General features: G+C 29.4%; 32 protein-coding genes. 15 read left to right on the top strand and 17 right to left on the bottom strand.

What is annotated here, in order from left to right:
* Positions 1–12: 12 nt before the first annotated feature.
* The 4 genes from gldD to mutY form a co-directional block, all read right to left on the bottom strand.
* Positions 13–612, bottom strand: a complete 600-nt coding sequence (gene gldD, locus CLV86_RS05570) for a gliding motility lipoprotein GldD (protein WP_076731820.1) — start codon at positions 610–612, stop codon at positions 13–15.
* Positions 613–669: 57 nt separating this feature from the next.
* Entirely contained in the window at positions 670–1,974 is a 1,305-nt protein-coding gene (locus CLV86_RS05565; protein ID WP_076731819.1) for a gliding motility-associated protein GldE, read from the bottom strand.
* A gap of 15 nt (positions 1,975–1,989) precedes the next feature.
* Positions 1,990–2,427, bottom strand: a complete 438-nt coding sequence (locus CLV86_RS05560; protein WP_121050616.1) for a single-stranded DNA-binding protein — start codon at positions 2,425–2,427, stop codon at positions 1,990–1,992.
* An 89-nt stretch (positions 2,428–2,516) separates the two neighbouring features.
* A complete protein-coding gene (gene mutY / locus CLV86_RS05555; RefSeq protein WP_121050613.1) occupies positions 2,517–3,557 on the bottom strand; it encodes an A/G-specific adenine glycosylase in 1,041 nt (346 codons plus the stop codon).
* A 136-nt stretch (positions 3,558–3,693) separates the two neighbouring features.
* Here mutY and CLV86_RS05550 point away from each other — a divergent pair, with 136 nt between their 5' ends.
* The 9 genes from CLV86_RS05550 to CLV86_RS05510 all read left to right on the top strand — a co-directional run bounded on the left by CLV86_RS05550 (position 3,694) and on the right by CLV86_RS05510 (position 11,263).
* Complete coding sequence (locus CLV86_RS05550; RefSeq protein WP_055442767.1) at positions 3,694–3,984, top strand: HU family DNA-binding protein; 291 nt, start codon at positions 3,694–3,696, stop codon at positions 3,982–3,984.
* Between the two features lie 374 nt (positions 3,985–4,358).
* On the top strand, positions 4,359–5,903 hold the full coding sequence (locus CLV86_RS05545) for an Rne/Rng family ribonuclease (RefSeq protein WP_076731816.1): 1,545 nt from the start codon (positions 4,359–4,361) through the stop codon (positions 5,901–5,903).
* 167 nt (positions 5,904–6,070) lie between these two features.
* A complete protein-coding gene (locus tag CLV86_RS05540; RefSeq protein ID WP_121050610.1) occupies positions 6,071–6,838 on the top strand; it encodes a TatD family hydrolase in 768 nt (255 codons plus the stop codon).
* Positions 6,839–6,867: 29 nt separating this feature from the next.
* Positions 6,868–7,899 carry an asparaginase gene (locus CLV86_RS05535; protein ID WP_121050607.1) on the top strand — a complete coding sequence of 344 codons (1,032 nt, stop codon included), beginning with the start codon at positions 6,868–6,870 and terminating at the stop codon, positions 7,897–7,899.
* 182 nt (positions 7,900–8,081) lie between these two features.
* Positions 8,082–8,852: a MotA/TolQ/ExbB proton channel family protein gene (locus tag CLV86_RS05530; protein WP_121050604.1), complete on the top strand. Its 771-nt coding sequence runs from the start codon at positions 8,082–8,084 to the stop codon at positions 8,850–8,852.
* Positions 8,853–8,884: 32 nt separating this feature from the next.
* On the top strand, positions 8,885–9,337 hold the full coding sequence (locus tag CLV86_RS05525) for a hypothetical protein (protein ID WP_076731812.1): 453 nt from the start codon (positions 8,885–8,887) through the stop codon (positions 9,335–9,337).
* A 2-nt stretch (positions 9,338–9,339) separates the two neighbouring features.
* Entirely contained in the window at positions 9,340–9,975 is a 636-nt protein-coding gene (locus CLV86_RS05520; protein ID WP_076731811.1) for an ExbD/TolR family protein, read from the top strand.
* Between the two features lie 18 nt (positions 9,976–9,993).
* Complete coding sequence (locus CLV86_RS05515) at positions 9,994–10,470, top strand: ExbD/TolR family protein (RefSeq protein ID WP_076731810.1); 477 nt, start codon at positions 9,994–9,996, stop codon at positions 10,468–10,470.
* 94 nt (positions 10,471–10,564) lie between these two features.
* Positions 10,565–11,263, top strand: coding sequence for a porin family protein (locus CLV86_RS05510; RefSeq protein ID WP_121050602.1), 699 nt, complete (start codon positions 10,565–10,567; stop codon positions 11,261–11,263).
* Here the strand turns inward: CLV86_RS05510 and CLV86_RS05505 are convergent.
* Both CLV86_RS05505 and CLV86_RS05500 read right to left on the bottom strand, forming a co-directional pair.
* Positions 11,258–11,863, bottom strand: a complete 606-nt coding sequence (locus CLV86_RS05505; protein WP_121050599.1) for a hypothetical protein — start codon at positions 11,861–11,863, stop codon at positions 11,258–11,260. The two genes, CLV86_RS05510 and CLV86_RS05505, sit on opposite strands and share 6 nt — an antisense overlap.
* 74 nt (positions 11,864–11,937) lie before the next feature.
* Positions 11,938–12,552 (bottom strand): thioredoxin family protein, encoded by a 615-nt coding sequence (locus tag CLV86_RS05500; protein WP_121050596.1) that lies wholly within the window; start codon positions 12,550–12,552, stop codon positions 11,938–11,940.
* Between the two features lie 77 nt (positions 12,553–12,629).
* Here CLV86_RS05500 and CLV86_RS05495 point away from each other — a divergent pair, with 77 nt between their 5' ends.
* Genes CLV86_RS05495 through CLV86_RS05485 form a run of 3 tightly spaced genes read left to right on the top strand, consistent with a single transcriptional unit; the run spans position 12,630 to position 14,443 of the window.
* Positions 12,630–13,193 carry a DNA-3-methyladenine glycosylase I gene (locus CLV86_RS05495; protein ID WP_121050593.1) on the top strand — a complete coding sequence of 188 codons (564 nt, stop codon included), beginning with the start codon at positions 12,630–12,632 and terminating at the stop codon, positions 13,191–13,193.
* Positions 13,159–13,773, top strand: a complete 615-nt coding sequence (locus tag CLV86_RS05490) for a hypothetical protein (RefSeq protein WP_121050590.1) — start codon at positions 13,159–13,161, stop codon at positions 13,771–13,773. The genes CLV86_RS05495 and CLV86_RS05490 overlap by 35 nt, the downstream gene beginning before the upstream one ends.
* A complete protein-coding gene (locus CLV86_RS05485) occupies positions 13,760–14,443 on the top strand; it encodes a DUF2490 domain-containing protein (protein ID WP_121050587.1) in 684 nt (227 codons plus the stop codon). Before CLV86_RS05490 ends, CLV86_RS05485 begins: the two co-directional genes overlap by 14 nt.
* On the opposite strand, the gene aat is transcribed toward CLV86_RS05485, so the two are convergent.
* From aat to CLV86_RS05470, 3 genes are all read right to left on the bottom strand, one after another.
* The gene (gene aat / locus CLV86_RS05480) at positions 14,417–15,061 is read right to left on the bottom strand and encodes a leucyl/phenylalanyl-tRNA--protein transferase (protein WP_121050584.1); all 645 of its coding nucleotides are present in this window, start codon (positions 15,059–15,061) and stop codon (positions 14,417–14,419) included. The genes CLV86_RS05485 and aat overlap by 27 nt on opposite strands.
* An 80-nt stretch (positions 15,062–15,141) precedes the next feature.
* Positions 15,142–15,516 carry a DUF3127 domain-containing protein gene (locus tag CLV86_RS05475; RefSeq protein WP_076731802.1) on the bottom strand — a complete coding sequence of 125 codons (375 nt, stop codon included), beginning with the start codon at positions 15,514–15,516 and terminating at the stop codon, positions 15,142–15,144.
* Positions 15,517–15,559: 43 nt separating this feature from the next.
* The gene (locus tag CLV86_RS05470; protein WP_121050581.1) at positions 15,560–16,414 is read right to left on the bottom strand and encodes a flavin reductase family protein; all 855 of its coding nucleotides are present in this window, start codon (positions 16,412–16,414) and stop codon (positions 15,560–15,562) included.
* A gap of 164 nt (positions 16,415–16,578) precedes the next feature.
* Between CLV86_RS05470 and CLV86_RS05465 the strand changes: the two genes are divergently transcribed.
* Together CLV86_RS05465 and CLV86_RS05460 are read left to right on the top strand one after the other, a co-directional pair.
* Positions 16,579–17,745, top strand: coding sequence for a sensor histidine kinase (locus CLV86_RS05465; protein ID WP_121050578.1), 1,167 nt, complete (start codon positions 16,579–16,581; stop codon positions 17,743–17,745).
* A gap of 2 nt (positions 17,746–17,747) precedes the next feature.
* Positions 17,748–18,101 carry a hypothetical protein gene (locus CLV86_RS05460; protein WP_121050575.1) on the top strand — a complete coding sequence of 118 codons (354 nt, stop codon included), beginning with the start codon at positions 17,748–17,750 and terminating at the stop codon, positions 18,099–18,101.
* On the opposite strand, the gene CLV86_RS05455 is transcribed toward CLV86_RS05460, so the two are convergent.
* Positions 18,082–18,471, bottom strand: a complete 390-nt coding sequence (locus tag CLV86_RS05455; protein ID WP_076731798.1) for an HIT family protein — start codon at positions 18,469–18,471, stop codon at positions 18,082–18,084. The genes CLV86_RS05460 and CLV86_RS05455 overlap by 20 nt on opposite strands.
* A 115-nt stretch (positions 18,472–18,586) precedes the next feature.
* Positions 18,587–19,060, bottom strand: coding sequence for a transcription elongation factor GreA (gene greA, locus CLV86_RS05450; protein WP_121051005.1), 474 nt, complete (start codon positions 19,058–19,060; stop codon positions 18,587–18,589).
* Positions 19,061–19,236: 176 nt separating this feature from the next.
* On the opposite strand from greA, the gene CLV86_RS05445 reads away from it, so the two are divergent.
* Positions 19,237–19,683, top strand: coding sequence for a hypothetical protein (locus tag CLV86_RS05445; RefSeq protein WP_121050572.1), 447 nt, complete (start codon positions 19,237–19,239; stop codon positions 19,681–19,683).
* Between the two features lie 136 nt (positions 19,684–19,819).
* Here the strand turns inward: CLV86_RS05445 and CLV86_RS05440 are convergent, their stop codons facing one another.
* The 6 genes from CLV86_RS05440 to CLV86_RS05415 all read right to left on the bottom strand — a co-directional run bounded on the left by CLV86_RS05440 (position 19,820) and on the right by CLV86_RS05415 (position 25,674).
* Positions 19,820–22,039 carry a TonB-dependent receptor gene (locus tag CLV86_RS05440; protein ID WP_121050570.1) on the bottom strand — a complete coding sequence of 740 codons (2,220 nt, stop codon included), beginning with the start codon at positions 22,037–22,039 and terminating at the stop codon, positions 19,820–19,822.
* Positions 22,040–22,313: 274 nt separating this feature from the next.
* Entirely contained in the window at positions 22,314–22,721 is a 408-nt protein-coding gene (arfB, locus tag CLV86_RS05435) for an alternative ribosome rescue aminoacyl-tRNA hydrolase ArfB (protein WP_121050567.1), read from the bottom strand.
* Positions 22,721–24,271, bottom strand: a complete 1,551-nt coding sequence (locus CLV86_RS05430; RefSeq protein WP_121050564.1) for a DUF4301 family protein — start codon at positions 24,269–24,271, stop codon at positions 22,721–22,723. The genes arfB and CLV86_RS05430 overlap by 1 nt, the downstream gene beginning before the upstream one ends.
* Positions 24,268–24,837 carry an AAA family ATPase gene (locus tag CLV86_RS05425; RefSeq protein WP_121050561.1) on the bottom strand — a complete coding sequence of 190 codons (570 nt, stop codon included), beginning with the start codon at positions 24,835–24,837 and terminating at the stop codon, positions 24,268–24,270. The genes CLV86_RS05430 and CLV86_RS05425 overlap by 4 nt, the downstream gene beginning before the upstream one ends.
* Positions 24,798–25,430 (bottom strand): nicotinamide riboside transporter PnuC, encoded by a 633-nt coding sequence (gene pnuC, locus CLV86_RS05420; protein WP_121050558.1) that lies wholly within the window; start codon positions 25,428–25,430, stop codon positions 24,798–24,800. The genes CLV86_RS05425 and pnuC overlap by 40 nt, the downstream gene beginning before the upstream one ends.
* On the bottom strand, positions 25,414–25,674 hold the full coding sequence (locus tag CLV86_RS05415) for a hypothetical protein (protein WP_076731791.1): 261 nt from the start codon (positions 25,672–25,674) through the stop codon (positions 25,414–25,416). Before CLV86_RS05415 ends, pnuC begins: the two co-directional genes overlap by 17 nt.
* Positions 25,675–25,676 lie beyond the last annotated feature (2 nt).

The following is a 25,676-nucleotide window of genomic DNA, read 5'->3' as shown; positions in this document are numbered from 1 at the left end:
AGAATTAAAACTTTAATTCTTCCACTCTAAACTCTCCATAATTCTTCTAATATCTTTTTGCAGGTAATTTGCAGCTGGTAAAATAGAATCGTAATTAGGTTTTGCATAAAAATAAAGTGAACCTGTTATAAAATGGTTAATACTATCGGTTACATAAAACTGAGATTGAGAGGCTGCATTACCACCAACATCGTAAAACATGCCATAAACTCTTCGTTCTGGATTTTCGTAAACAAATTCTTCAATAACATCTGCTTTTAAAGTATGCTCTTGCGTAAAGTTTTGAGCGTTTTTTAAATAAAGCCTTAATAAATCTTCATTATTTTCTATCGCTTTATACGTAATATAAATAGTTCCTTTAAGTTTTGGGTATTCTATGTTAATACCATAACTAGTAGTTTCTCCTTTAAGTGTTTTTGTTTTTAAATTTTGGCCTAAAGCATTTCTATCAAAAGTAAAAGGCATTTTAGTTATATCTTCTGTCTTGTAAATAGCCTCAGGATATTCTAAAGCTAAAAAAGCTTTAGGTTTAGGAGTAGGATCATCTGCACAGCTTACAAAAAATCCTATAGTTACTATTAATATTACAATAAATTTATTTATTTCTTTCATATAGTATATAATTGTAGGCGTAACACTTTGCGTACTTACAGTCTCAATTTTTGTTAATTAGGGCAATGTAATTTTTACTCGCTTAATTCTTTTTTTATCTAAAGCTTCTATTGTAAAAACGTAATTTTCAAAATTTATTTTACTGGCTTGCCTTGGAAAGCTACCAGAAATTTCAAGAATAAAACCAGCTAATGTTTCGGCTTCTCCCTTATTATCTTCAAAAACAGTTTCCTCTTCAAGTTTTAAAATTTTGTAAAAATCTTTTAAAGCGGTTTTACCTTCAAAAACGTAATTATTATCATCTAATTTAGAATAATGAACATCTTCATCGTCAAACTCATCGCTTAAATCTCCAACTATTTCTTCAATAATATCTTCTAAAGAAACTAAACCAGAAGTACCACCATACTCATCTACAACAACTGCTAAGTGTACTTTCTTTTCTTGAAATTCAGACATTAAATCATCTAATTTCTTATTCTCTGGCACAAAAAATGGATCTCTAAGTAATGTAGTCCAATCAAAATTTTTATTATCTATATGTGGAAGTAAATCTTTTACATATAAAATACCTTCAATTTTATCTACATTATCTTTATAAACTGGTATTCTAGAATAGCCATTTGCTGTAATTTCGGCTATAACCTCACTGTAATCTTGTTCTATATTTAAAGCAAAAATATCTAGTCTTGGTCGCATTACTTGCTTGGTATCTGTATTACCAAAAGATACAATACCTTTTAATATTTTATGTTCTTCTTGCGTAGTATCTTCTTCGCTAGTAAGTTCTAATGCTTGAGATAATTGATCTACACTTAAATTAGATTTTTGTTTACCAAGTTTGTTATGAATACCAAGCGTTATCGCTCGCATTGGCAAACTTATAGGTGAAAAAATAAAATCTAAAACTTTTAGCGGGTAAGCCATAAAAGTGGCAAACTTTAAATTATTTCTACTTGCATAAACCTTAGGTAAAATTTCTCCAAAAAGTAATATTAAAAATGTTACAACTACAACTTCTAGTATAAATTTTACAATAGGATTGTTAATGCCTTGAAACATAAAATTACCAAGAAATGCAAAGAGAATTACAATAGCTATATTTATAAAATTATTGGCTACCAAAATGGTTGCTAATAATTTTTTTGGTCGTTCTAAAAGCCTATTTATTATCTGTATGGCTTTACTAGACTGTAACTCTTCTTGATCTAAATCTGTTCTAGTTAAAGAGAATAGAGCAACTTCGGCTCCAGAAATTAATGCCGAGCAAAAAAGCAGTACAAATAGCAATATAAAGCCCGATATGGCAGAAAAATCTATTTCTAAAAAGAGTATTAATAAACGCGTGGGTTCAGGATCCAATGTTATAGGTTTAGTTTAAAATGGTAAATCGTCATCACTAGCAGCTTTTCCAGCTGATTCTATATTATTTTCTACTTGCTGTGTCGGTTGAGCCTGAGCTGTGTTTTGACTATCTTTTTTAGTGCTTAAAAAAGTAAATTCGTTAGCTTGAATTTCTGTACTATATCGATCATTACCTGTATCATCTTGCCATTTTCTAGTCTTTATTTTGCCTTCGATATAAACTTTATCTCCTTTAGTGAGATATTTTTCACAAATTTCGGCCGCTTTATTTCTTACAACAATATTATGCCACTCTACATTTGTTACGCGTTCGTTTGTGCTTTTATTGGTATACGTTTCGTTTGTAGCCAATGGAAAACGACCAACACAACCTCCTCCTTCAAAATAGTGCATTTTTACTTCATCTCCCAAATGCCCAATTAGCATAACCTTATTTAACGTTCCCGACATACTTTTTTAATTTATAATGCAAAATTACATATTTACTAAATGATAAAGTTAAATTTAAAAAAAAAGAAAGACTATTAAAACTTAAAATGCTAAAAATTAAATCTTTCTATAAAGTTACCTATTAATATAGGTACTGGAAATTCTATTAGTTTATTTATTGATATTCCTGTAGGCAACACATCGTCTAAAGTTACAACCCAAAACTTAGTATGCAAGTGTTGGTGTGAAAGCTTGTGTACAATTTCTATATCGTTATATAATGACAAGCTAAAACTTTTATCTTTTAAAACTGAAAAATCTTTAAGCCTTTCTTCTATCTCTAAAAAATTAGCGGTCTTTTTTGTTTCAACTAAAGGAAACTGATATAAGTTTTGCCAGATCCCCTTACCTTCTCGTTTTTCTAAAACTGTTTTTTTATCTGAAGATAAAATTACAATAAAATTGAAATACTTTTTTTTAACCTTTAAACTTTTTAGCTTGACTGGAAATTCTAATATTTTATTTTTTTGAAGCGCAACACATTTAGTATTAAAAGGACAAATATTACAATCTGGATTTTTTGGTTTGCATTGCCTAGCACCAAACTCCATTATAGCTTGATTAAAAGTTGCAGGCTCTCTTTTATCAATTAGCGTTTCGGCTAGAGCTTTAAACTCTTTAAATCCCTTACTTGTATTAATAGGAGTACTAATGCCATAAATTCTAGACAATGCTCTAAACACATTCCCATCGACTACTGGTGTAATTTCATTAAAACATATAGAAGCTATTGCACTTGCTGTATAATCACCAACTCCTTTTAGTTTTATAATCTCATTATATGTATTAGGAAACTCTCCATTTAATTCATTTACTATATATTTTGCAGATGCATGTAAATTACGTGCTCTAGAATAATAACCTAAACCTTGCCAAAGTTTTAAAACTTGAGATTCTCTTGCTTTAGCTAAATCAAAAACTGTTGGAAATTTAGAGGTAAATTTGACGTAATAAGGAAGCCCTTGAGCAACTTGTGTTTGTTGTAAAATAATTTCTGAGAGCCAAATAAAATATGGATTAACAGTATTTCTCCAAGGCAAATCTCTCTTATTTACTGAGTACCAGTTAATTAAATTTTTTGTTATATTCATTTATAGTGCTAGATTCGCAAACAAAAGTAATTCTTTATACCATTAAATTTTAATGAATTAGGTTTGAAATATTGAATATTTAATTCCTATATTTGCCAACCCTTAAGAATTTTAATAACACAAACAAGAAAAGAAAATGACTAAAGCTGATTTAGTAGCAAAAATTTCTGAGAAATTAGGAATAGAGAAAGGAGACGTTCAGGCAACAGTAGAAACATTTATGGAAGAAGTCAAAACATCTTTAGAAGGTGGAGACAATGTTTACTTACGTGGTTTTGGAAGTTTTATCATAAAAACAAGAGCTGAGAAAACAGGTAGAAATATTTCAAAAAATACGACTATTAAAATTCCAGCACATAATATACCAGCATTTAAACCTGCAAAAGTTTTTGTAGAAGGTGTAAAAACTAATGTTGACGTAAAGTAATTTACAACATAAAACGAATTATTAATTTAAAACCAGACATCTTATGCCAAGTGGTAAAAAAAGAAAGAGACACAAGGTTGCAACGCATAAGCGTAAAAAAAGAAGACGCGCTAACCGTCACAAGAAGAAAAAATAATTCAAAAAAGTAGTTTTTATAGCTACTTTTTTGGTTTGTTAAAAACAATGTTCTTTGAAAACGAACTTAACTTAAAACACGTAAAACCTTGCGTGTAGTATAAGTTCTTCGGATTTTTATTAAAATCCTGTGTATGTTTTATTAATTTAAAACATGCTGTTTAGTAAATTTTACTAAACAAAATAATGTATAATCCATCTGTTATGCACCAAGTGTATAATGGATTAAAATTAACAGAATGAATAAAGAATTGATTATCAGATCTAATTCTGACGGTGTTGATTTTGCCTTATTAAAAGATGGAAAACTTATTGAATTACATAAGGAAGAGGATAGTAACAACTTTGCTGTTGGCGATGTGTTTATCGCCAAAATTCGCAAAGCTGTTCCTGGACTAAATGCTGCATTTGTAAATGTAGGTTACGAGAAAGATGCTTTTTTACATTATCACGATTTAGGCCCAAAAATATCTTCTCTCTTAAAATTCACAAAACGTGTAAGCACAGGTAAATTAAATGACTTTTCATTAAAAGATTTCCCATTTGAAAAAGATATTGACAAAGACGGCAAAATAAACAATGTCATCAAGTCAAATCAATCAATGTTAGTACAAATAGTAAAAGAACCTATATCTACAAAAGGTCCAAGAATTAGCTCAGAGCTTTCTATTGCCGGTAGATATATTGTTTTAGTACCTTTTAGCGATCGTATTTCTATTTCTCAAAAAATAGAAGATAAAGCTGAAAAGGACAGACTAAAACGTTTGGTAAAAAGTATTACACCAAAAGGTTTTGGAGTTATTGTACGAACAGTAGCCGAAGGCAAAAAAGTAGCCGAATTAGACAAAGATTTACAAAACTTGTTAGGTCGTTGGACCGCAATGTGTAAAAAGCTACATAAAGCAAATCATCCTTCTAAAGTACATGGTGAGTTAAATAAAGCCTCTTCAATATTAAGAGATATTTTTAACGACTCCTTTACAGGTATTCAAGTAGACGATGAAGCGCTTTACATTCAAATTAAAGATTATGTGCAAGAAATTGCACCAAAAAAAGAATCAATAGTCAAGTTACATCAATCTAATATTCCAATTTTTGAAAAATTTGGAGTAGATAGACAAATAAAAACCGCATTTGGAAAAACGGTTTCTATGGCTAAAGGTGCCTATTTAGTTATAGAGCATACAGAAGCATTACATGTTATTGATGTAAACAGTGGAAATAGGTCTAACAAAGCCAATTCCCAAGAGGAAACAGCCTTAGAGGTTAATTTAATTTCTGCCACAGAAGTTGCAAGACAACTTCGCCTTCGAGATATGGGAGGCATAATAGTAGTAGATTTTATAGACCAAAATAAAGCTGAAAACAGAAAAAAACTCTACAATCATCTTCGTGATGAAATGAAAGACGACAGAGCCAAACACAAAATATTACCTCCAAGTAAGTTTGGTTTGATTCAAATTACAAGACAAAGAGTTCGACCAGAAATGAACATTAAAACCAGAGAAGAAAACCCTAATGGTAATAATGGTGAAGAAGTTGAAGCACCAATAGTATTGGTACAAAAAATTTCTCAAGACGTAGAACGCTTATTCAAAAAAGACTATAAAAAGTTAACTTTAAACACACATCCTTTTATAGCAGCCTTTTTAACTAAAGGCTTTCCATCTATTCGTTCAAAATGGTTTTTTGAACACAAAAAATGGGTAAAAATACAACCTAGAGATGCTTACACATATTTAGAATATCATTTTTTAGATAAAAATGGTAAAGAAATTAAATAAAAAAAAGCCACAACGTTTGTTGTGGCTTTTTTAGTTTAAAACAATTCTTTAAAAAAATATTAAAACATCATATTTTGAGTCTTAAAATATAAACAACTAACTTTATAGCCTCTAAACAAAGTTTATATTTATTAAAACTTCTTAATCTATTTTAGTAAAATTTAAGAATGGTTATTACAGATACACACACACATTTATATAGCGAAGCATTTGATGAAGACAGAGCAGAAATGATGCAACGTACATTAGAAGCAAACATCTCTAGGTTATTTATTCCTGCAATAGACTCTACTTACACTGCATCTATGCTAAAACTGGAAAAAGACTATCCAGAAAATATTTTTTTAATGATGGGTTTACACCCTACACATGTAAAAGAAAATTATAAAGAAGAATTAGAACATGTAGAGCAAATGCTAAAACAACATAAATTTTATGCTGTAGGTGAAATTGGGATAGATTTATATTGGGATAAAAGCACTCTGCCCATTCAACAAGAAGCCTTTAGACACCAAATAAAATTAGCAAAAAAACATAAATTACCAATTGTTATTCATTGTCGTGAAGCTTTCGATGAAATTTTTGAAATTTTAGAAGATGAAAAAAACGATGATCTTTTTGGAATTTTCCATTGTTTTACCGGTACAATAGAGCAAGCACAACAAGCAATATCTTACAACATGAAATTGGGAATTGGTGGTGTTGCAACCTTTAAGAACGGGAAAATAGATAAATTTTTAAATAAAATAGATTTAAAACATATTGTTTTAGAAACCGATTCTCCATATTTAGCACCAAAACCTTTTCGTGGAAAACGCAATGAAAGCAGCTACATTATTAAAATAATAGAAAAGCTATCTGAAATCTATAACATTTCGGAAGAGAAAATCGCCGAAATTACAACAGAAAACTCTAAAGCTATTTTTGGTATTTAGCAAAAACAACAATCCTAAAAATAAAACAATTGACAAAATCAATTCCAAACATACTCCTTATATATACTGGTGGAACAATTGGTATGATAAAAGATCCAGAAACTGGAGCTTTACGAGCTTTTGATTTCGACAATTTATTAATTCGTATTCCAGAACTAAAACTTTTAGATTGTAATATTGAAACATTTTCTTTTAAAACTCCAATAGATTCTAGTAATATGGAGCCAAAGTATTGGATAGAAATTGCAGAAATAATTGAAAATAATTATGATAATTTTGATGGATTTGTTGTCCTACACGGAAGCGATACCATGAGTTATACAGCATCTGCGCTAAGTTTTATGCTAGAGCATTTAGCAAAACCAGTAGTCTTTACGGGATCTCAACTGCCAATTGGAGACTTACGCACCGATGCAAAAGAAAACCTAATTACCTCTATACAAGTAGCCTCTTTACAGCATTACAATAAACCAATAATTAAAGAGGTATGTTTATATTTTGAATACAAATTATATAGAGCTAATAGAACAACTAAAATAAACGCAGAGCATTTTGAAGCTTTTGCAAGTTTAAACTATCCAGATTTAGCAGAGTCAGGAGTACATTTAAAAGTAAATAACGAAGCATTATTTAAACCTAATCTTAGAAAAAAACTAGTTGTCCACAAAAAATTAGATAAAAATATTGCTTTAATAAAATTATTTCCAGGCATATCAGAGCAACTATTAAATTGTATTTTCAATACACCTAACCTTAAAGGTGTAATTTTAGAAACATACGGCGCTGGAAATTGCACTACAGAAGATTGGTTTATTTCCCTAATAAAGGAAACTGTAAAAAAAGGAATTCATATTATTAACATAACCCAATGCTCTGGTGGAAGTGTTATGATGGGACAATATGAAACTAGCGAAAAATTAAAAAGAATAGGGATAATTTCTGGAAAAGACATTACAACAGAAGCCGCAGTAAGTAAATTAATGTATTTATTAGGACAAGATATTTCTCATAACTTGTTTAAAACCATATACGAAACTGCTTTAAGAGGAGAAATGGCTTAAAATTAACGGTCAAAATTTGAGTCTTAATTTTTTTTTCTTTTAATTTGAAACCAAGAAATTAAAATAAAGTAGATGTGCGCAAGGAATAAAATTCTAAAAGCACTGTAAATATTTTAGTTTTTAATTCCTTTTTTTTTATATCTTTAACACTTTAACTAATTAATAAAATTAAGATCAAAAACATGAAAAGATTATTTTCTATCCTAGCCATAGTATTTTTAATGGCATTTGGCACAGCTAATGCAACTACAAACGCAGCTACAGTTGCTGCAGCAGTTGTAACTACTCAAGATGCAGCACAAGACGATGCGGCAGAACCAGAATTAACATTCCACCAAGAGCTTAAAAAGCGTTTTATTGAAGGTGGTCCAGGTTTTATGGGTATTGTATTATTATGTTTAATTCTAGGTTTAGCAATAGCTATCGAGAGAATTATCTTTTTAAACTTATCGTCTACAAATACTAAAAAACTAACTCAAAATGTTGAAGACGCACTACAATCTGGTGGTATTGAAGCAGCAAAAGAAGTTTGTAGAAATACAAAAGGTCCTGTAGCATCTATTTTCTATCAAGGTTTAGATAGAGCAGATGACAGCTTAGAATCTGCTGAAAAAGCTGTTGTAGCTTACGGTGGAGTACAAATGGGACAATTAGAGAAAAACGTATCATGGATATCTTTATTCATCGCATTAGCACCAATGCTTGGATTCATGGGAACAGTAATCGGGATGATTCAAGCCTTTGATAAAATTCAATCTGCAGGTGGAATGGATGCAACGTTAGTAGCAGGTGGTATTAAAGTAGCCTTATTAACAACTGTATTTGGTCTTATTGTAGCAATTATATTACAGATTTTTTACAATTATATCGTAGCAAAAATTGATAGTATTGTTAATGACATGGAAGATTCTTCTATCACTTTAATGGATATGTTATCGAGATACAAGAAATAGAGTATTAACTAATTTTAAAACTAAAACAGATTATGCACAAGATTTTAAAAATAGTTGTAGCCGTATTAAGTTTAATTGGTATTATATCATTATTCAGAATTATTGCTAAAGGTGAAGAAGAAGTAAAAGGCCTAGCTGCGGCAGGAGATACTTCTTTACTTGAGCCAATGGCATGGATTGCTTATATTATACTAGCATTAACATTAGCATTAGTAATTTTCTTTGTTATCACAAATTTATTTGGTGGTGGTAGCAACATTAAAAACACTTTAATAGGTGTTGGTGCTTTTGCTCTTGTATTAATTATAGGATACGCAGTTTCTGGAGGAGATCCTTTAGTAGGTGAAGTATACGCTTATGATGGTGTTATGGCTACAGAAACCGAATCAAGATTTGTAGGAGCTGGCTTAATGGCTTTTTATATATTAAGTATTGTTGCTATTTTAGCAATGATATTCTCAGGAGTTAAAAAAATAACTAAATAATTATGGCAAAAAGATCAGCACCAGAAGTTAATGCAGGCTCTATGGCTGACATTGCCTTCTTATTACTTATATTCTTTCTAGTAACAACAGACATCGCAACAGATTCTGGTTTAAGTAGAAAGTTACCACCTTGGGAAGAAGACACTCAAGAACCTGTTATTATTAAGGAAAAAAATATTTTTGCTTTAACATTAAACAGTAATAATGAAATTTTACTAACCTCTGGAGGAGATTCAGAAGTTGTTGCACTTAAAGATTTAAGAGCTGCTACAGTAAAGTTTTTAGATAATGGTGGAGGTGAAGGAAAAGATGCTTGTAAAAGATGTAAAGGAGCTGGTGACCCAGCATCTTCAGATAATTTACAAAAAGCAGTAATTTCTTTAGCTAACGATAGATTAACAGATTATAAAACTTATATAGCTGTACAAAATGAAATTTTAGCAGCTTATAACGAAATAAGAAATCGTGAGTTTAAAAGAGATTATCCTAATTTAGAAATGAATTTTGTTGAAGCTACAGCAATGTACCAAGATCCAGTTACTGAGCCTAAAGTAAGAGAGAATTTAAAAGAGAAATTAGAAGCAATTAAACTAATTGTTCCTCAAAAATTCTCTGAGGCTGAAGCAAAACGAGATTAACAAAATAACATAAACACTATGTCTAAATTTAAAAAGAAAAAAGATGGAGGTTTACCTCCAATTTCAACAGCATCTTTACCAGATATTGTATTTATGCTTCTGTTTTTCTTTATGGTTGCTACAGTAATTAAAGAGGATAATTTAAAAATCCAGAATCAATTACCAAAGGCTAATCAAATTGAAAAATTAGATAAAAAGAAACCTATAAGTTATATATATATTGGAAAACCAAGTCCTAATTATGTAGATACTTATGGAACTGAAGATAGAATACAATTAAACGATAAACTGCAAAGCGTTAAGGAAGTTCAAGCATTTATTGCTGCTGAACGAGCTGCCTTAGCAGAAGAATTAGTGCCTACACTTACTGTATCTCTAAAAGTAGATAAAGATGCAAAAATGGGAGTGTTAACAGATGTTAAGCAAGAATTACGTAAAACTAATGCGCTTAAAATAAATTATACTACCAAAAAAGGTGATGCACTTACTAATTAGTAAAAATTATTCTTAATTTTATAAAAAGGCGTTTTGAAAATTTCAAAACGCCTTTTATTTGTCTTAAACCTTCCTATTTTATTATCTTGTAAATATGAAACCATTATTACTATTCTTATGTTTATGTTTTGCTTCTTCCTATGCACAAGAAGAGTTAAGCGATAATACAGAAATAATAGATTCTCTATACAAAGAAGATCAGTTTTATTTTGGATTAACATATAACTTAATTGGAAAAATACCATCAGGATTGTCTCAAAGTGGTTTTTCTGGAGGATTTCACTTTGGTTATACTAAAGACATGGCAATTAATAAAAGACGAAACAAAGCTATTGGTATTGGTTTAGGTTTATCTATTAACTCGTTTAATCAAAACCTTCAAATATTGGAAGACAATAAAGGAGACAATACATTTACAATTATTAATAAAGATGAAATTTCCTTTACAAAAAATAAGTTTTCAACCTATATGGTTGAAATGCCAATAGAATATAGATGGAGAACATCTACCGCTACAGAATATAAATTTTGGCGTATCTACACAGGTTTTAAATTAGGATATGTACTTATTAATAGCAGTAAATATGAAGGTGCGCCTAATGATATTAAATTAAATAACATAGATGCTATAAACGATTTACAGTATGGTTTAACTTTAGCTGCAGGATATAATACATGGAACTTTTATTTATATTATGCATTAAACCCTATTTTTAATGATAAAGCTAAAATAGATGGTAATGTTATTGATGCTAATGCCATAAAAATTGGCTTAATGTTTTACATATTATAACCAATATTGAAAAACCATTAACTGTGGAACTAAACCAATAAAAAAACCAAAAATTAGTTCTGTATTATTATGTGCTTTTAAATGTAATCTAGAAGTTGCTATAGCTCCAGCAATTAAACAAAATAAAGCTAAAGAACCATTTAAATTTTTGCCAAAATGTACAGAAATACCAATGGCGAACATTATAACTCCTGCAATAGCAATCATATGGATACTTGCTTTAAATTTTAATATAGCTAATACCAAACAAATAATATTAGAAATTAAAATACCAATAAAGAAAAAGTATAACTCAATTATTTGATTGGAAGGTAAAACACGTAACAATATCAAAATACATATAATTACATTCAATATTAAAGGAATTATTCGCTCCTTAGTTGTTTCAAGATAAATAGACTTAGTTTTTCCTATTGTTTTGAGTAAAAAATAAAGTAAAATTGGTAATATTATAGTAAGTATGCTAAGAGAAATAAGCTTTGCTTCTATAATATCTCTAGGCAAAAACCTAGGAGATTTAGAAAAATAGAAAACAACACCTAAAATAGGCATTATAATAGGATGAAAGATAAAAGATATACTTTTTATAAGCCAATTCATTAAACTTGTTGCTTTTTAATCAAAGATAAAAAATATAGTAGCTCTTTTATAATAGCCAACTCAATATCTTTAAATTATAAAAAAGCAACTAAATCTTCTATAACATTTTGACCTTTATCTTTATTATACCAATGTTGTAATTCTTCTTTAAATTCTGGTGTTAATGTACCATGCTCTTTTTTATAATCATTAACTAACTTAGTAGCTTTACTAGGTCTAGGACCAAAAGAACTTATTACTTTATTTGTTAAGTTATCAATCATAACTAATTTTGGGATAGATTGTCCGCCATTAGTTAAAAACTGATTCATTAAAGCCTCATTTTCATCTCTTAATACTACTTTATAATCAATATTATCGTTTAATTCTGCTACCTTATTTATTACAGGCATGATATGCGCAGCATCTCCACACCAACTCTCAGTTAAAACTAACCATGTTTGATTTAATGTTGAATTAGATATTTTTTCTTTATCAGCTTCAGAAACTTTTACGGTTTTATCCCAACGTTTCATACGCTTATTATTTAACATAGTATAGTTTACCAAATTATCTGCTTGGTTAAGACCTGTAGTGGCATTATTTTCTACAAGGTTTTTAACTAAATCTCTATATTCTTGATAGGTTATAGATTTTTCTAAACTATCTTTTATTATCGCTTTTAAATCTGTATTTTGTAGTGTTTCCATAGTGTAAAATTACTATTACATTTGTAATTATTTAGTAACAGTTGTTACATTAGTGGTGTAAATTTAAAATCCTTACAATGTCAGAGCATAAATGTGGTTGGTGTATTGGAGATAAGTTATATGAATCTTATCATGATAATGAATGGGGAGTCCCGGTTTATAACGACCATCAATTATTCGAGTTTTTAATTCTTGAAACTTTTCAAGCTGGATTAAGCTGGATTACTATTTTACGCAAACGTGAAAATTTTCGTGAAGCTTTCGATTTTTTCAATTATAAAAAAATAGCCAATTATAACGAAGATAAAAAAGCAAGTTTATTACAAAACGCTGGTATAATTAGAAACAAATTAAAAATAAATGCAACCATTACAAATGCTCAATTATATATAGAAATTCAAAAAGAGTTTGGAAGTTTTAGCAAATATATATGGGCTTTTGTAGATGGAAAACCAATAAAAGGCAAAGTAATAAATTACAAAAAAGCTCCTACCAATACACCTTTAAGCGACGCCATAAGTAAAGACCTAAAAAAAAGAGGTTTTAAGTTTGTTGGCAGTACTGTTGTATATGCTTTTATGCAAGCCATAGGAATGGTTAATGATCATGAAATTAACTGTTTTAGATATGATGAAGTCTAAAAACATACTTGTATTGCTTTTATTGCTTTCCTCTTTTTGTTTTTCTCAAACAAAAAATGAAAAAGAAGAAAGAATACTGCAAAAAAACTTTCCAGAAAAAACAAGTTTAAGTGTTGCTCTTATTAAACTTAAATCCAAGCGCATTTTATTTTATAAAGAAACCAACAACACAAAAATAAGTTTCGAAACAAAATTTAAATTTAATAAACACCGTTATAGTATAGAGTTTTCTGAAAACGGGACTTTAGAAGATGTAGAAAAAACATTAAAAAAGAAAGAGATAAAAAAATTATTAAAAAATGATTTAAACAAAATTGAAACATTTTTCAATAAAAATTATGATAAATGGAGTTTAAAAAAAGTCCAAAAACAATACATTTTTAATGCCAAAACAAAGCAACACATATTTATTAATAACATACTAAAAAACGAAGAAGATAGTGCGTTTAATTTTGAAATTATTGCCGAAGTAAAAGAAAAAAAATCCTATAGCTTAAAGGAGTTTTTATTTGATAATAAAGGAAATCATTTATCAACAAAAAATATTGCAACCTCTTCTTATGGGCATGTATTATATTAAATTAAATATAACTATTGTACTTTTTCTTTTGGGCTGTACAACTACTAAAGCTCAAAATTATTTTTCTTCTTTAGGAGAACATGAAATTAGTGTTAACCATAAAGTTTCAGGTTTATATAATTATAATTTTAGTATTTCCACACGACATTATATTTATAATGATGCACAGTTTATAAATAATGTTAGACAACTTGATTTTAAACATTTCTCTACTTACAATTTAAGCTTAGATAATAGTGTTAGTTTTGGTTTTCAATACCGAAATAGAGACTGGTTTGAAACTTCTGAAAATGAAATAAGATTAACACAACAGTTTAATACTAAAAGAAAAATACGGGCTTTAAGATTAGGCCACAGAATTAGAGCAGAACAACGCATTCAAAAATCTAAAACGGTTCATAGATTTAGGTATCGTTGTGCTTTAGATTTCCCTTTAAACGGAGAAAAAATAGATATAGGCGAAACGTATATTGTTGCTTCAAACGAAGCACTGTACAGCATATCTAAAAGTACAAAACCTGAATTAGATTATAGAATAACATCACAAATTGGCTGGTTATTTTCTGCAAAACTAAAATTGCAATTTGGTTTAGAATATAGGTTTGAAGCGTTAAATGTAAAAAAAGATCAAAAATTACATGTTTTAACTTCGGCTGTTTTCAAGATTTAAAATAGATAAAAATTCTTGTCTAGAGATGTCCTTAGCACCCAAACTTTCTAGATGGTTTGTATAGACCTGGCAGTCTATTAAATTATAATCTGTGTTTTTAATAAATGTTATAAATGCTGCTTTACTAGCATTACTCTCTTTTGCAAACATACTTTCTCCGCAAAAAACTCCATTGTTTAAATCTACACCATAAAAACCTCCTACAAGCTTATTATCTCTCCAAACCTCAACAGACTTTGCAAATCCATGTTCATGTAAATTACAATAAGCTTCTAGCATATTATTAGTAATCCAAGTTCCAGATTGCCCACTACGCTTGGCATTTGCACATTCTGTAATAACAGATCTAAAATCTTTATTTATAGTAATTTCAAAATCACAATTTCTAAGAAATTGCTTCATACTTTTTGAAACTTTTAGCTCTTTTGGAAAAAGTACAAATCTAGGATTTGGCGACCACCATAAAATAACTTCATCTTTATTAAACCAAGGAAAAATACCGCTTCTATATGCTAATAATAATCGTTCTAAAGACAAATCACCACCAATTGCAAGCAAACCTTCTTCGTCTGCTTTTTGTACATCTGGGAATAATATATTTTGGTTTAAAACGTGCATATGATGCTAAAATAAAAAAACCTCAATGAAATTAAACATTGAGGTTAAATTGATAAGATTTCTGCATGTGCAGGAATATATTAAAAAGGTAAATCGTCGTGATCTTCTTCTTTTAAATCTGTAGCTGGCTCAAAAGCTGCAGCTGGAGGAGTTTCTGGCATTCCAGCAGGTGCTCCCGATTGTACTCCTTCTATTCTCCATCCTTGAATTGAGTTAAAATATTTAACTTCTCCTTGAGGATTTGTCCATTCTCTTCCACGTAAATTAATGTTTACTTTCACATCTTGCCCAACATTGTAGTTGTTTAATAAGTCTGTTTTGTCTTGAACAAACTCAATCATTATGTGTTGTGGGTATTGCTCTTCTGTTGTAACAACTAATTCTCTTTTTCTAAAACCGTTGCTTCCAAAAGTTTGTGTTTCTCCAATTAATTTTACTTTACCTTGTACTTCCATTGTCTATATAATTATTAAATATTCGTCTAATTTAATCGTGTTATTACGATAACAGCACTTTCCAAGCGCTTTCTACATCTCCAAAACTAAGCAAATTCTGTGCCTTTTTATGTTTTTCAATATCATTTAATGTAATATTGTCATGCATATTTACATATGCTTTAATCTCTGCTTTAGTTGGTAGTGTTTCAACATTACCTAATAAACCTAAATCGTTTCCTGTTAAAATATTACTATTTCTAATATTTTCTGGTAATGCATCTACTCCAATTCCTAAAGTTGAAAGTGGTTTTGGAATTTCAAAAAAACCAGCTTTGGCTCTACTGTAATAACTTCCGCCAGCACGAGAGACTAAATCTAATTTTTCTTGATCTATACTACCATTTTCATTTAAAACTTCATCATTAATATGAAGCTTTACAACTTCACAAATAATTAAATTACCTGCTCCACCTTCTGTTCCTAACTTTACAATATTATTAACCTTGCACTCAAATTGAACAGGTGACTCTGCAACACGAAATGGTTTTACAATATCACTTTTTAACATTGTTAAACCTGCTTTTTCAAACTCGTTTACACCTGCAGCATATTCTGTACTACTTAGTGACATTTGTTGCACTATATCGTAATTCACAACATTTATTACCACTTCTTTAGTGTTTTCTGCATTTTCCAATGTATGTTTTGTTGTATTATCTCTAACACGACGTGCTGGAGAAAAAATCATTATTGGTGGATTTGCACTAAACACGTTAAAAAAACTAAATGGCGACAAATTTGGGTTCCCATTAGCGTCTATAGTACTAGCAAACGCTATTGGTCTAGGCGCTACAGCACTTAATAAATAACCATGTAGTTTTGCTGTAGATATGTCTTTAGGTTTAAAAGATGTCATTAACACTTAAATTTTTAACAAATGTAGACATAATGTGTTTCAACTAAAAACACATTTGTACTCTTATTATACAATATTATTAACAACTTTGCATTATATACTTTTTAAGTATCTTTCGCTTCTAATAAGTAATATACTTATTTTTAAAACTTTTAAAATATTATATGTTTCTCGAAAAAAACAGACAACTTATTCGTTGGGTAATGATTATAGCTTCGTTTGCTATTATCTCTCTAATTCTATGGAATACTTATACTTTTTTTCAAAAGTTTAAAAATGAAGAACGTGTTAAAATGGCTATTTGGAGTGCAGCACAGGTTGAGTTTCAAAGAAGTCTTTTAACAGATGATGTTAATCCATTGGTTGATAAAATCATTTTATCGGATAGTTTAACACCAAAAATTGTAATTAATAATGATGGCGATATAAATACCGTAAATATTAATGAAAGAAAATTAAAAGATTCAATTTATATTAAAAATTTAATTCTTCAGTTTGAAAAACAAAACAAACCAATTGAGCTTACTTATATAGATCCACAAACAAACAAAAAAATTAATGTTGGTAATTTGTATTATGGAGATTCTGAAATTTTAAACAAATTAAAATACTATCCATTAGCTTTATTATTAATTATTTTTTTATTTGGAGCTGTTGTTTATTTCTTTTACCGTAGTTCTAAAATTGCAACACAAAACAAATTGTGGTCTGGTATGGCTAAGGAAACAGCACACCAAATAGGTACACCGTTATCTTCTTTAATTGGTTGGACTGAAATTTTAAAAACCGAAAACACTAATCCGGACTATATTAAAGAAATTGAAAAAGACATAGATAGACTCCAAACAATAACAGAACGTTTTAGTAAAATCGGATCAATTCCAACTTTGGAAAAGGTTGATATTGTTAAAGAAACATTAGAGACTTATAATTATTTAAAATCTAGATCTTCTAAACTTATAAACTTTACTTTAAAGTTGCCAAAAGATCCAATTTACGTAAATTTGAATCCGCAATTATACAGTTGGACCATCGAAAATTTAGTTAAAAATGCTATAGATGCCATGAAAGGTAAAGGCGATTTAACCATTGTTATGACTCAGTTAGAAAATAAGGTAAAAATTAATATTATAGACACAGGTAAAGGATTAACTAAAAGCCAGTTTAAAACTGTTTTCGAGCCTGGATATACTACAAAAAAACGTGGTTGGGGATTAGGCTTATCTCTAGCAAGACGTATTGTTGAAGACTTTCATGATGGAAAAATTAAAGTTGCACAATCTCAAATTGGTAAAGGAACAATAATGCAAATTGCGTTTAAAACCATTTAATTATGAGTGAAAAGTTAATAACCGTTAAATCTGTTTCTTTAAACAATAATTGTCCAGAATGTTTTAATAAAGAAGGTTTAGAGCTTACTTTTAAACAACGTTTTATTGAAACTAAGCTTTACAAATCTATCACTCAAGATATTTCTACCCAAATGTTTTGTAATACTTGTAATACAGAAATTTATCCTGTACGTTGGACCGAGGATATTGAGCGTGTTTATAATTACCAAATGAAAGCTTTTAAACCCAAAAAAGCATCTAAAAAGTATAAGTCTTTATTTTGGATTATCTTAGGAATAGTAGCTGTATTGTTACTAACTGCAGGAGTTTTAGGTTTTATAAATTTGCCTGAATAGCTTTTGCTAAAGCTTCAAATTCTTGTTTTTCTAAAGCTACTTTTTTAGTAAAACGAGCATCGTCCATAGAGTTTAAAGGTATTAAATGTACATGAACATGTGGCACTTCTAAACCAATTACAGACATACCAACACGTAAACAAGGTACTGTTTTTTCTAAAGCGATAGCAACTTGCCTAGAAAATTCCATTAATTTACCATATTCTATTTTTTCTAAATCGAAAATCTTATTTGTTTCCTTTTTAGGGATACATAAAGTATGTCCAATAGCATTTGGATTTATATCTAAAAAAGCTAAAAACTCTTCGGTTTCTGCTACTTTATAACATGGTATTTCTCCGTTTACAATTTTTGTGAATAATGTTGGCATAACTTTAAATTTAAGAATTAAAGATAAAAAAAGATTCCTGCTAAACTGAAATTTATTTCAGAATAAACAGGAATATTATGTATTACAGATTTTTTTCGCGAAAGCGAAATAATTGTTATCTGCTTATTTCTACAATATCAAATTTTATAATACCACTTGGCACACTAATTTCTGCAACATCTCCAACCGATTTTCCAAGTAATCCTTGACCAATAGGTGAATTTACGGAAATTTTACCAGCAGCTAAATCTGCTTCACCATCTGCAACTAAAGTATAATTCATTTCCATACCATTGGTTTGATTTTTAATTTTTACTTTAGATAATACTAATATTTTAGAGGTATCCATTTGGCTTTCGTCTATAACACGAGCACCAGCAAGTTGGTCTTCTAATTTACTAATACGCATTTCTAGCATACCTTGGGCTTCTTTTGCTGCATCGTATTCGGCATTTTCACTTAAATCACCTTTATCTCGTGCTTCTGCAATAGCATTACTAGCCTTTACACGCTCGACATCTTTTAACTGTTTTAGCTCTTCTCTTAACTTTTTTAAGCCTTCGGCTGTATAATATGATACTTTACTCATAACTTTTTCGTTTAAAACATACATTCGTTAATTACTAAACTCAAAATATCCCGAAACAATTTCGGGATTTAACGAAAAAATCTCGCTTACACGAGATTACATTACAAATATACAAAATATTTAATTCGCAAATTACTTTTGTTGTAAATTGCAAAGCCTTAAAAAAAAATTAAAAAATGAAATTAAAATCCTTAGCATTATTACTCGTATTTGGTGTTTTACTTAACTCTTGTAATAAAGATGATGATAATAACCAAAATACAAATCCATATATTCCAAATGCAGTGTTTGACACTGGAAACCTAATAAATACTAGTTTACCACAATATAACCAAATGCAGTTTCCAGGAAACCATATTGTTTTAAACAGTAATTATGGTATTAAAGGTGTGGTGGTTTACTTCTCTGGTAGTGCTTATAGCGCTTTCGAACTAAGCGATCCTAATCATGCAATAAGTTCTTGTTCAAATTTAACTGTCGATGGCATTATTGCTACTTGTGGTTGTGAAGATGAAAATGCTTACGAAATTTTAAATGGTACAAAACAAGATGGAGGACAATATGCAATGGTTCGCTATCAAGTAGAAGTTATTGGAGACGTTATCCGGGTGTATAACAATTAGGGCAAATCTCGATAATAATCGAGACCAGGCTCTCACTACTCGCTCTCTTTGAGGAGCTCAAACATACCGTTCCATCCTTTTTGCAATAAAAAAAAGCGGCATCGAGCCGCTTTTTTTTATATAAGTATTTTCCTGTTTAGAATTTTAAAGTTGCACCAACAAGAAAGTTTGTAGTTGCTTGCGGGTAATAACCTACACCTTCAATAGTTGTTGTCTCTCCAGCAACAGACCATGTATCATCATAAGTGTAATAAAAACCGTTAGAAATATATTCTTCACCAAAAATATTATTAACTAAACCAGATAAAAGGATAGACTTGAATGTTTTATTGGTTTTAATCTCGTAAGTTACATTAAAGTCATTTACAAAGTAGCTTTCTAATTTAGATAATTCGGCTTCAGTATTACTCATAAACTGCTCTCCAACATATTTACTTAAAAACGATAATTGTAAATTTTCCATTGGTTTAAATACTAAAGCGTTAGAAGCCACAACATCTGGAGAAAAAGAAATATCTGTTTTACCTAAATTTACTAAAGCACCGTCTATAGAAGCAATAGTTTCATCATTTTTATTAGAGCTTAAAGTTACATTAGGTTGTATAGAAAATTGATCTGTAATTTTAACAACAGCTTCTAATTCTAAACCTAAGCGAGAACTTTTACCAGAGTTATCTCTTAGTGGTGAAGCTACATCGTCTAATTCACCAGTTAATACTAATTGCTCGTTATATAACATATAATAAACATTTGCATTAAAAATTAAGTTTGAATTTTTAAATCTCCATCCCAATTCAAAATCATTTAACTGTTCTGGTTTAACGTCTTCATTATTTTTAAAATCATCTCTATTTGGTTCTCTATTTGCTCTAGCATAAGAGAAATAAAAATTATTTTTGTTGTTTAAGTTGTAAGATAATCCTGCTTTTGGATTAAAGAAACTAAAACTTTTATCAATTTCAAAAAGCTCTAAATCTGAATTTATACCACTAGTATCGTAGTTTACTCTTCTATATTGTAAATCTCCAAAAAGACTTAATTTATTGTTTAATTGGTATGTTGCTTTTGCAAATACATTAAAATCATACTTATCGCCATTACCATCGTAATAACGATCTCTAATTTCGCTATTACTAGCAAATTGAGACCATATTACCTCTCCAAAATGCTCACCATGGTAAGAGCTATAAAATACACCTGTATTCATATTTAATTTTTCATCCTTATAATTTACACTAGCATTTAGTGCATAAAAATCGTTATCTAACCAGCGTCTTCTAATAACATCGGTTTCGTTTATTGTTTCTCCTCCAATAGTTATTTCATCAAAACCATAAGTTTCAAAATCTTCATCTTCTTTATATTGCTCAAAATAACCGCGTCCATAAGTGTAGTTTAAACCTAAATTTGTAGACCAATTATTGTTAAATTTTTGGTTCCAATGTAATTGGTAATGGTCTTGTTTGTAATTATCAACTTCATTATCGTAAAATTGAAGTTCTCCATTTTCATTAAAATAAGCACCAGATACATTAAAAGTTCTATTCTCATCAATATTTGGATTTTCTCCAAGAGATTCTATTTGATCTGGATCAAAACCATTCCAAGCTTGGTATGTTACTTCGTGCCCACCAAAAGTAATGGCTTTAATAAGTGTATTATCATTTATATAAGATCCTTGTAAATAATAAGATTTTAAATCGGATTCTGCTCTATCAATATAACCATCGGAATTTATTTGAGATAAACGTCCTGAAATTTCAATATGGTTATCTATTAATCCTGTACTGTATTTTACGGTATGTTTTCTTGTATTGTAGCTACCAAAACTGTTAGCTATTTCACCATTAGCTTCTTTTGAAGCTGCATCTGTTAATACATTAATACTTGCACCAAAAGCACCAGAACCGTTTGTAGATGTACCGACACCACGTTGTAACTGTAAGCTTTCTACAGAAGAAGAAAAATCTCCTAAATTTACCCAAAAGGTTCCTAAACTTTCAGAATCGTTATATGGTATTCCATTAATAGTAATATTTGTAGATTGTGCACTTACACCACGCACTCTAATTCCAGTATAACCAACTCCTGCACCAGCATCACTAGTGGTTACTACAGATGGTAAATAATTAAGTAGAATTGGAATATCTTGACCTAGGTTTCGTTTTTCTAATTCTTCTTTTGTAACGTTAGAATGTGTAATTGGTGAGTTTGCATCAACTCTAAGAGATTTAATTAAAACTTCATCTAAAGTTTCAATTTTTGTAGAGTCTTGCTTAATTTCTTGAGCAAAAGCATTAAAAGTTAGTCCTGCAAAGGCTAAAAATAAAGTTGTGTTTTTTACAATTGATTTCATTCGAAATACATTTAAATCACGAATAAAAAGAGGTAATTATTCTATTATAATAATTAGTTTTTTTTGAAATACATTAATTATCATTTTGCAAACCTACTCACCTGCAGATAAGTAAACACACAATAATTAAAATATTTCTTCAAATTCCTAAACAGCATTACCTGTTCTAGGTTCAATGGGTATGATCTCAGCCGATATTTAGGCACCCCTTTTTTGAGAACGCTGCAAAGGTAGGTCTCTTTTTTTAATTTCCTAAAATATAATTACTAATTTTTTAATCTAAGTTAGGTTTCTGCCTATTTGCTTTACGCTCTTTATTAGCACGTTTATTTTTTAACCTTTTAATAATTACGGCTTTAGGAATTTTTGTTGGAATACGTTTTTTTTCTTTACACAGAGCTAATTTAAGTAGTTCTATAGCTCTTATTGTAGCAATGTTTTTATTTCTATGTTGACTACGGCTTTCGCCACATTGTAATATTAAGAGGCCTTCTTTTGTTATTCGGTTTGATAATTTATATTGAATACTCTGCTTTTGTATGTTGGTTAATACTAAAGAGTCTTTAATATTAAAAGACAGCTCTATTTTAGAGGATACTTTATTTACATGCTGTCCTCCAGCTCCAGAACTTCTAACACCTTTAAAATTAAATTCTTTAATTATTGCCTCTTCATTAAACATTATACTTGGTGTCTAGGTTTTAATAAATCTGTTACTGTTTTTACCGGATTAAAAGTGACCAAAGGGACTTCTACAAAAATTGTATTCCAATTTGCCATACTACCGTTCCAAAGTCCAGGAGACTCGAGTGCTTTAATGTTTTTTCCTGTTTTAGTTTTCATTGTAACAAATGCTGTTTTTGGGTCTACAAATTTAGAGAGATCAAAAGTTTTTCCTTTATAGTCTTTTATACCACACACTAAATCTACAGGATTAAAATGTGTTGCATTTTTTAAAATATTTTTTTGCTGCTTATTTTTTTTATCTACTTGAGCAGATTCTACAATTTGTAATGAAACAGTGCCACTTTCGCTTTTAACCCAAAATGGTCCTCCACCTGGTTCGCCTTCGTTTTTAACCATTCCGCAAACACGAAAAGGTCTATTAAGCTTATTTTTTAAGTATTCTATTTGATATTTAGTTGAAAATTTTTCGAATTCTAAAGAGATAATAACATTTAAGTTCTTTCTTAAAAAACGTGCTATTTCTAATAGTTTACTTTCTGAGATTTCATCATTTTCTAATTGTTTTAAAAAATTAAATGCTTGTTTTTGTTCTTTTAACAAAATACCAGCTAACACTTTTTTATAGTATGCAACTTCAGCCTCATATTTATAAACCACCACATTATCTATATTTTTTATAAAAAGAATATCTCCTTCAAAATCATTTAAATTAGATAATAATGCGCCATGACCAGATGGTCTAAAATGCAGTGTTCCATCTGTGTTTACTATTGGTTCATTTTTAGTTGACACAGCAATGGTATCTGTTTCTTCCTTTTGATAAGAATATGTTATATTAAATGTTGTTTTGGTTTTTTTCTCTACGATAGCTTGTATACGCTTAAATTCATTTTTAAATACATCCTTATAAATTTCTGAAATGGTAAAGTGAATACTAGTTTTATTTTGTGTACACACATATATTGCTGCCTCAAATAAATGCTCTTCAAAAGCAGTTGCAATATGATCTTTGTATTTATGAAAAGGCAATAGTCCTTTTGGTGAAAAGCTATAATTTAAACGGTCTTCATTTAACATTGTTTTTATAAACTCAACAGCTTTTAAATCTGACGAAAGTGTATCAAAATTGGGAACAAATTTTTTAGTTTCTGTAATAACTACTTCGTAAAAAGGTAATTTTTCTAAGCCTACTCCAAAAGCAAATAATTCATTTGCTTTATGTTTGTTAATATAACCGTTTATAGTTTCTTTTTTAGGATTGAAATTGTCGAGAAATTCAAATAAAAATTTAAACATTCTTGTTGCTGCACCAGAAGCTGGCACGAATTTTACAATATTTAAATCTTCTTTCTGCTTATCGTAATATGCAGCATATTCATTTTTTTCTTCTTCTGAAAAACGAAAAATACCATCACCTACTATAGCTGCAGATTCTAAATTAATATTAGGTAATCCTGTTTTAAAAACTTCAATTTGTTGTAGAACTTTATCAACAGTTAAACCTTTATCTTCAATTTGTTTTATTTGTTTTGAGGTAAAATTCATTTTCTGTTTTTAATCAAATTATCTATATGTTTTATTGCAATTTCAAGACGTTCTTTTTTGTCTCCTTTTAACAAAACATATGGTCTATTATATTTTTTTAAAGCTTTCTCAAAAAAGTTAAACATTGCCTGTCTTTCTTCTGGCTTATCTCTTAAATCGTCGGCCTCCCAAGGCGTATCAATATACGTTAAAAAGTATAAATTGTAAGTGTTTTGTAATGCATATTTTTCTAATATTGGATCACAAGTTCCAGAATAATATGCTTCGGAATATACTTTGGTTTCGAGTAAATCTGTATCACAAATAAGTACAGAATCTGTTAATTTAGCTAATTCATTTTCTAATGCCATTTGTCCTTCAGCAATTGGCAATAAATCTTTTGGTTCACAAATTTTTTGTTCCTCATCCCATTTACGTTGAAGGTATTCGCGAGCATATTCGCGAACCCAAACCGTATTATAGTGTTTAGCTAATTGCTTAGACAATGTTGTCTTACCAGTAGATTCTGGCCCAAATAAAACTACTTTTAGGCAATTTGCTCTTCTTTGTTTAAACTTTTCTTCCATTGTTTATAAGCTTGTATTGCTAAAATGGTAAATATTAAATATTGTAAAGACAACATGCCTAATCCTCTATAAGCGTAGAGCGGTATTGTAATAAGGTCTCCAATAATCCACAAGGTCCAATTTTCTATTTTCTTTGTCGCCATATACCACATTGCTGTGAAGAAAATACCCGAGGTAATAATATCTATATAATTAGGGATTTCTAATTTGTAACCGTAAACATTATATACTAAATACGTTACATACATGGTAATAAAAAATAAAGCAATACCAATTATTTTTTCTTGGCTATTCGTTCTAGAAATTGGTACAATGTACTCATTCTCTTTTTTTCTAGCCCAATTCCACCAACCGTAAATACTCATTACAGAATAATAAAAATTCATCATCATATCTCCAAAATATTCTGCTTTATATAAAAGATAAACTGTAATTATTGTAGCTACTAATCCTGTTGGATAAACAAGTATATTTTCGCGTTTAGCATAAATTACACTTACAATACCAAAAACAAAAGCAATGGCTTCTAGAATAATATCTAAGGTGGATGCATTTTTATAGGCATCAAGAAAAAAATCAAAAATCTGGTTCATAATCGTGCCTATCGGTTTTTACCACTTTCATTGTTAATACTGAAATATCTACATTCTCAAAAGATCGTTTTATTTCTTGATTAAGAAAAGGCATAAGCGTATCAAAATCACCATAGATTTGAGTACTTAATGGGTTTTCTAAAACTGTAAATTCTGAGTCACGGAGTGCTTTTATAAATTCTATTACATGCTTTTCATAATCATCTTGTAAAGGTGATAATGTTAAATCTACTGATATATTCATAA

It is taken from the genome of Lacinutrix venerupis (genome assembly GCF_003663945.1).
In the GTDB taxonomy this organism is placed as follows: domain Bacteria; phylum Bacteroidota; class Bacteroidia; order Flavobacteriales; family Flavobacteriaceae; genus Lacinutrix; species Lacinutrix venerupis.
Note: the sequence above shows the minus strand (reverse complement) of the source record. Positions and strands in the feature narration are given on the sequence as shown.

Coding starts and splice junctions, on each gene's coding strand:
- gldD (WP_076731820.1), bottom strand. CDS start 612: ATGAAAGAAATAAATAAATTTATTGTAATATTAATAGTAACTATAGGA.
- CLV86_RS05560 (WP_121050616.1), bottom strand. CDS start 2,427: ATGTCGGGAACGTTAAATAAGGTTATGCTAATTGGGCATTTGGGAGAT.
- mutY (WP_121050613.1), bottom strand. CDS start 3,557: ATGAATATAACAAAAAATTTAATTAACTGGTACTCAGTAAATAAGAGA.
- CLV86_RS05550 (WP_055442767.1), top strand. CDS start 3,694: ATGACTAAAGCTGATTTAGTAGCAAAAATTTCTGAGAAATTAGGAATA.
- CLV86_RS05545 (WP_076731816.1), top strand. CDS start 4,359: ATGAATAAAGAATTGATTATCAGATCTAATTCTGACGGTGTTGATTTT.
- CLV86_RS05540 (WP_121050610.1), top strand. CDS start 6,071: ATGGTTATTACAGATACACACACACATTTATATAGCGAAGCATTTGAT.
- CLV86_RS05530 (WP_121050604.1), top strand. CDS start 8,082: ATGAAAAGATTATTTTCTATCCTAGCCATAGTATTTTTAATGGCATTT.
- CLV86_RS05525 (WP_076731812.1), top strand. CDS start 8,885: ATGCACAAGATTTTAAAAATAGTTGTAGCCGTATTAAGTTTAATTGGT.
- CLV86_RS05520 (WP_076731811.1), top strand. CDS start 9,340: ATGGCAAAAAGATCAGCACCAGAAGTTAATGCAGGCTCTATGGCTGAC.
- CLV86_RS05515 (WP_076731810.1), top strand. CDS start 9,994: ATGTCTAAATTTAAAAAGAAAAAAGATGGAGGTTTACCTCCAATTTCA.
- CLV86_RS05510 (WP_121050602.1), top strand. CDS start 10,565: ATGAAACCATTATTACTATTCTTATGTTTATGTTTTGCTTCTTCCTAT.
- CLV86_RS05505 (WP_121050599.1), bottom strand. CDS start 11,863: ATGAATTGGCTTATAAAAAGTATATCTTTTATCTTTCATCCTATTATA.
- CLV86_RS05500 (WP_121050596.1), bottom strand. CDS start 12,552: ATGGAAACACTACAAAATACAGATTTAAAAGCGATAATAAAAGATAGT.
- CLV86_RS05495 (WP_121050593.1), top strand. CDS start 12,630: ATGTCAGAGCATAAATGTGGTTGGTGTATTGGAGATAAGTTATATGAA.
- CLV86_RS05490 (WP_121050590.1), top strand. CDS start 13,159: ATGAAATTAACTGTTTTAGATATGATGAAGTCTAAAAACATACTTGTA.
- CLV86_RS05485 (WP_121050587.1), top strand. CDS start 13,760: ATGTATTATATTAAATTAAATATAACTATTGTACTTTTTCTTTTGGGC.
- aat (WP_121050584.1), bottom strand. CDS start 15,061: ATGCACGTTTTAAACCAAAATATATTATTCCCAGATGTACAAAAAGCA.
- CLV86_RS05475 (WP_076731802.1), bottom strand. CDS start 15,516: ATGGAAGTACAAGGTAAAGTAAAATTAATTGGAGAAACACAAACTTTT.
- CLV86_RS05470 (WP_121050581.1), bottom strand. CDS start 16,414: ATGACATCTTTTAAACCTAAAGACATATCTACAGCAAAACTACATGGT.
- CLV86_RS05465 (WP_121050578.1), top strand. CDS start 16,579: ATGTTTCTCGAAAAAAACAGACAACTTATTCGTTGGGTAATGATTATA.
- CLV86_RS05460 (WP_121050575.1), top strand. CDS start 17,748: ATGAGTGAAAAGTTAATAACCGTTAAATCTGTTTCTTTAAACAATAAT.
- CLV86_RS05455 (WP_076731798.1), bottom strand. CDS start 18,471: ATGCCAACATTATTCACAAAAATTGTAAACGGAGAAATACCATGTTAT.
- greA (WP_121051005.1), bottom strand. CDS start 19,060: ATGAGTAAAGTATCATATTATACAGCCGAAGGCTTAAAAAAGTTAAGA.
- CLV86_RS05445 (WP_121050572.1), top strand. CDS start 19,237: ATGAAATTAAAATCCTTAGCATTATTACTCGTATTTGGTGTTTTACTT.
- CLV86_RS05440 (WP_121050570.1), bottom strand. CDS start 22,039: ATGAAATCAATTGTAAAAAACACAACTTTATTTTTAGCCTTTGCAGGA.
- arfB (WP_121050567.1), bottom strand. CDS start 22,721: ATGTTTAATGAAGAGGCAATAATTAAAGAATTTAATTTTAAAGGTGTT.
- CLV86_RS05430 (WP_121050564.1), bottom strand. CDS start 24,271: ATGAATTTTACCTCAAAACAAATAAAACAAATTGAAGATAAAGGTTTA.
- CLV86_RS05425 (WP_121050561.1), bottom strand. CDS start 24,837: ATGGAAGAAAAGTTTAAACAAAGAAGAGCAAATTGCCTAAAAGTAGTT.
- pnuC (WP_121050558.1), bottom strand. CDS start 25,430: ATGAACCAGATTTTTGATTTTTTTCTTGATGCCTATAAAAATGCATCC.
- CLV86_RS05415 (WP_076731791.1), bottom strand. CDS start 25,674: ATGAATATATCAGTAGATTTAACATTATCACCTTTACAAGATGATTAT.